General features: G+C 74.3%; 2 protein-coding genes. Both read right to left on the reverse strand.

Features of this window, described 5'->3' with window-relative positions:
• Positions 1 to 1,855: type I polyketide synthase (locus tag ACZ5FU_RS34925; RefSeq protein WP_451782119.1), on the reverse strand; the 1,855-nt coding region annotated here is incomplete at its 3' end.
• Between the two features lie 69 nt (positions 1,856 to 1,924).
• Positions 1,925 to 4,939, reverse strand: a 3,015-nt coding sequence (locus tag ACZ5FU_RS34930) for an SDR family NAD(P)-dependent oxidoreductase (RefSeq protein ID WP_451782121.1), incomplete at its 5' end; no start/stop codon positions are given.

Raw genomic sequence — 4,939 nt, forward strand, 5'->3', positions numbered from 1 at the left:
CCGACTCCGCCAACAACCCCAACGCCATCCCCACCCACTGCCCACCCTGACCCGGAAACACGAACACCACCCCCGAACCACCCGAAACAACAGGCGACACCGAAGCACTCTCACCCAACACAGCCAGACGCTCCACAGCCTCCTCACGACCACCCGCCACCACCACACCCCGATGATCGAACACAGTGCGTGAGGACAGGGAGAGCGCGACATCGTGCAGTACGGCCCCGGGCCGGTCCTCCAGGAACGCCGCGAGCTGCCGCGCCTGGGCACGCAGGGCTTCGGGGGTCTTTCCGGACAGGGCCAGCGGCACCACGCCCCGCGGCACGGCCCGTCCGGCGGCCGTCCGCGTGGATCCGGTGGACGCGCCGGGTGCGCCGGACGCCTCGGCTTCGGGGTCCGCCGAGCCGGACGTCGCGGACGCGGACACCTCGAACGCGGGCTCCGCGGACGGCACGGACGGCACGGGCTTCGCGGACTCGATGACGATGTGGGCGTTGGTGCCGCTGAGCCCGAAGGAGGACACCCCGGCACGCCGCGGCTGGTCGCGCTCCGGCCACTCCCGCGCCTCCGTCAGCAGCTCCACCGCACCCGCCGACCAGTCCACCGCGGGCGTCGGAGCGTCCACGTGCAGCGTCTTCGGCAGCACACCGTGCCGCATCGCCTGCACCATCTTGATCACACCCGCCACACCCGCGGCCGACTGGGCGTGACCGATGTTGGACTTCAGCGACCCCAGCCACAGCGGGCGGCCGTCGTCGGGCCGCTCCTGGCCGTAGGTGGTGAGGAGGGCCTGCGCCTCGATCGGGTCGCCGAGGGAGGTGCCGGTGCCATGCGCCTCCACCACGTCGACGTCCGCGGGAGACAGCCGGGCGTTCTCCAGCGCCTGCCGGATCACCTCGCGCTGGGAGGGGCCGTTGGGCGAGGTCAGGCCGTTGGACGCGCCGTCCTGGTTCACGGCGCTGCCGCGCACGACCGCCAGGACCTCGTGACCGTTGCGGCGCGCGTCCGACAGCCGCTCCAGCAGCAGGACGCCCACCCCTTCGGAGAAGCCGGTGCCGTTGGCGCCGGCGGCGAAGGCGCGGCACCGGCCGTCCGGGGAGAGGCCGCGCTGGCGGGAGAACTCCACGAACATCTTGCTGTCGGCCATCACGGCGGCGCCGCCCGCCAGCGCCATCTCCGACTCGCCGGTGCGCAGGGACTGGACGGCGAGGTGGATGGCGACCAGCGACGAGGAGCAGGCGGTGTCGACCGTCACCGAGGGGCCCTCGATGCCGAGGGTGTACGAGACGCGGCCCGAGGCGAAGCTGCCGGTGCTGCCGCGGCCGAGGTACGCCTCGAGGTCCTCGGGGACCTGGCGTACGCGCGGGGCGTAGTCGTGGTGCATGACGCCGGTGTAGAGGCCGATCCTGCGTCCGCGCAGTGAGGCGGGGTCGATGCCCGCCCGCTCGAAGACCTCCCAGGAGGTCTCCAGGAGCAGCCGCTGCTGCGGGTCCATCGCCAGCGCCTCGCGCGGGGAGATCCCGAAGAAGGGCGCGTCGAAACCGGCCACGTCGTCGAGGAAGCCGCCCTCACGGACGTAGGACTTGCCCGGGGCGTCGGGGTCGGGGTCGTACATGCCCGCCAGGTCCCAGCCCCGGTCGGCCGGGAAGGGGGTGATGCCGTCGACGCCGTCGGCCACCAGCCGCCAGAGGTCCTCGGGGGAGGTCACTCCTCCCGGCAGACGACAGGCCATACCGACGATGGCGATGGGTTCCCACGCCTTCTCCTCGACCTCGCGCAGCCGGCGGGTCGCCTGGCGGGCGGTGGCGACGGCCTTGTTGAGGTATTCGCGGTACTTCTTGTCGTCGGACACGGTGAAGGTCAGCTCCTAGAGAAAGACTTCTGACGGCGGGCGGGCGGCGGAGCGGCAGGCGCGAGGGCGTCAGGAAGCGGTGAACTCGTTGAACTCGTTGTCGATGATGTCGAAGACCTCGTCGTCGGTGACCGAGTCGAGGTCGTCGTCCGCTTCGTCCCGGCCGGTGTCCGGGGACCACTTGGCCAGCAGGACCTGCAGGGCGGCGGTGACCTGGGCGCGGACCGCCCGGTCGTCGGGTACGGAGGCGAGCGCGGCCTTGAGCTTCTCGAGCTCGGCGACCGCCCGGTGCACGGCGGGGCCGCCCTCGGGGTCGAGCGCCTCGCGCAGGTGGGCGACGAGCACGGCCGGCGTCGGGTGGTCGAAGAGCAGGGTGGCGGGCAGGCGCAGGCCGGTGGCCGCGGACAGCCTGTTGCGCAGTTCGACGGCGGTGAGCGAGTCGAAGCCCAGTTCCTGGAAGGCGCGGTCCGGGTGGACGGCGTGCGCGTCCTGGTGGCCGAGGACGACGGCGGTCTCCGCGCGGACCAGGTCGAGCAGGATTCCGTCGCGGGCGCTCTCCTCCAGACCGGCCAGGCGCTCGCGCAGGGAGCCGGCCGTGGCGAGGTCGGCGCGCCTGGCGCGGGCTTCGGCCACCGCGAGGCGGCGGACCTCGGGCACGCCCTGGAGGAGTGCGGAGGGCCGGGGTGCGGTGAACGCCGCGTGGAACCTCTTCCAGTCGATGCGGGCGACGGTGAGGCCGCTCTGACCGCCCGTCAGGGCGCGGTCCAGAGCGGTCAGCATCAGTTCGGGGTGTACGGTCTCGATGCCCTGGCGGCGCAGCCGCGGTGCCGAGGCGGCGTCGACCATGCCGCCGCCGGCCCAGGCGCCCCAGGCGACGGAGGTGGCGGTCCGGCCCTGGCCCCGCCGGCGCAGGGCGAGGGCGTCCAGGTGGGCGTTGCCCGCGGAGTAGGCGCTCTGGCCGCCGCTGCCCCAGACTCCCGCGATGGACGAGAAGACGATGAAAGCGTCCAGGGGGGTGTCGCCGAGCAGTGCGTCGAGGTGGGCCGCGCCCGCCGCCTTGGCCGACACGACGGCGCCGAAGTCGTCGAGCGTCGTCTCCTGCAGGGTGCCGAAGCCGTTGACTCCGGCGGCGTGGACCACCGTGCGGACCGGGTCGCCGTCCGACGCCAGCTGCGCCAGCAGGTCCGCCAGGGCCTGCCGGTCGGTGACGTCGACGGCGGCCACGGTGACCCGGGCGCCGGTCCCGGTGAGTTCCGCGGTCAGGTCCGCGACGCCCGGTGTGTCGGTGCCGCGGCGGCCGACGAGGACCAGGTGTCCGGCGCCGGCCGCGGCCATCCGGCGGGCGACGTGCCCGCCGAGGGCTCCGGTGCCGCCGGTGATCAGTACGGTGCCGGTGGGCCGCCAGGGTGTCTCGTCCGGCTGCGGCCGGTGGAGCGGTGTCCGCTCCAGGCGGCGGGTGAGGAGGGTGCCGTCGCGCAGGGCGAGCTGGTCCTCGTCGCCGCTGCCGCCGCCGAGCACCGTGGCGAGCAGGGTGACCGTCGCGGTGTCGAGGGTGGCGGGGAGGTCGACCAGTCCGCCCCAGCGGCCGGGGTGTTCGAGCGCGGCGGCCTGGCCGAGTCCCCACAGGGCGGCCTGGCCGGCGCCGTGCACCGGGTCGGTGCCGGAGGTGGCGACGGCTTCCTGGGTGGCGAGCCAGAGCGGTGCCTCGACGCCGGCGTCGCCGAGCGCCTGGACCAGGGCGAGCGTCGCCGCCAGGCCGCCGGTGACTCCGGGGAGGCCGGGGTGGTCGGTCTCGTCGAGGGCGAGCAGGGACAGGACGCCCGTGAGGGGGTCGCCGTCGGTCACCGCGTCGTTCACCGTGCGGGTGAGGAGGCCGGTGAGCGTGTCGCGGTCCGGTCCGCCGACGGGCAGCGGTACGACGTGGGCGCCCCGGTCGCCGAGGGCGGCGAGGCACGCGGTGACGGTGGTGTCGTCCGTGCGGTCGGCGGGTACGGCGACCAGCCAGGTGCCGGTGGGCGCGGCTGCCGGGTCCGTGGTGTCCGCCGGGATCCAGGTCGTGCCGTAGACCCAGTCGTCCAGCCGGGAGGAGCCGGTCTCGCGGGCCAGCCGGGCTCCGGCGAGCTGTTCCCGGGTCACCTGACGTCCGATGAGGGCGTCGATGCGCGCTACGGGCGCGCCCTTCTGGTCGGTGACCGTGACCTGCCAGGTCTCCTCGCCGGCGGGGACGAAGTGGGCCCGCAGGCGGGAGGCTCCGCGGGTCCACAGGGTGATGCCGTTCCAGGAGAAGGGCAGTCGCGGCAGACCGGTGCCGTGGATCAGGGGGGCGTGCAGCGAGGCGTCGAGGAGGGCGGGGTGCAGGGAGAAGCGTCCCGCGTCCTCCTGCTGCGGTCCGGGCAGCGCGACCTCGGCGAAGATCTCGTCGTCGCGGGTCCACACCCCGCGCAGTCCTTGGAAGGCGGGGCCGTACTCGTAGCCGCGTTCGGCCAGGCCCGCGTACACGGACTCGACGTCCACGGGTACGGGGGTGGCGCCGGCCGGTGGCCAGGCGAGGGTGGGCTCGAAGGAGTCGAGGTCCTCGGGGAGGAGCGTGCCGGTGGCGTGGCGGGTCCAGTCGGTTTCGTCGCCCTCGGGTCGGGAGTGGACGGAGACGGCGCGGCGGCCGGACTCGTCGGGTGCGGCGAGTTCGACGCGGACCTGGACGCCGCCGTCCTCGGGGAGGATGAGGGGTGCCTCGATGACGAGTTCTTCGAGGGCCCCGCAGTCGGCCTCGGCGCCGGCGGTGAGGACCAGGTCGACGAAGCCGGTGCCGGGCAGCAGGGCGGTGCCCCATACGGCGTGGTCGGCCAGCCAGGGGTGGGTGCGCGTCGACCAGCGGCCGGTGAAGGCGACGCCGCCGGTTCCGGGCAGGTCCACGGCGGCGCCGAGGAGCGGGTGCGCGGACGGGGTGAGGCCGGCGGAGGAGACGTCGCCCTCGGCGCGTTCCGGCCTCAGCCAGTAGTGCTGGTGTTGGAAGGGATACGTCGGCAGTTCCGTCCGCCGTGCCCCCCGCGCATCGAACGCGGCCCCCCAATCAACCTCCACACC

Source organism: Streptomyces sp. NPDC031554 (assembly GCF_055580685.1).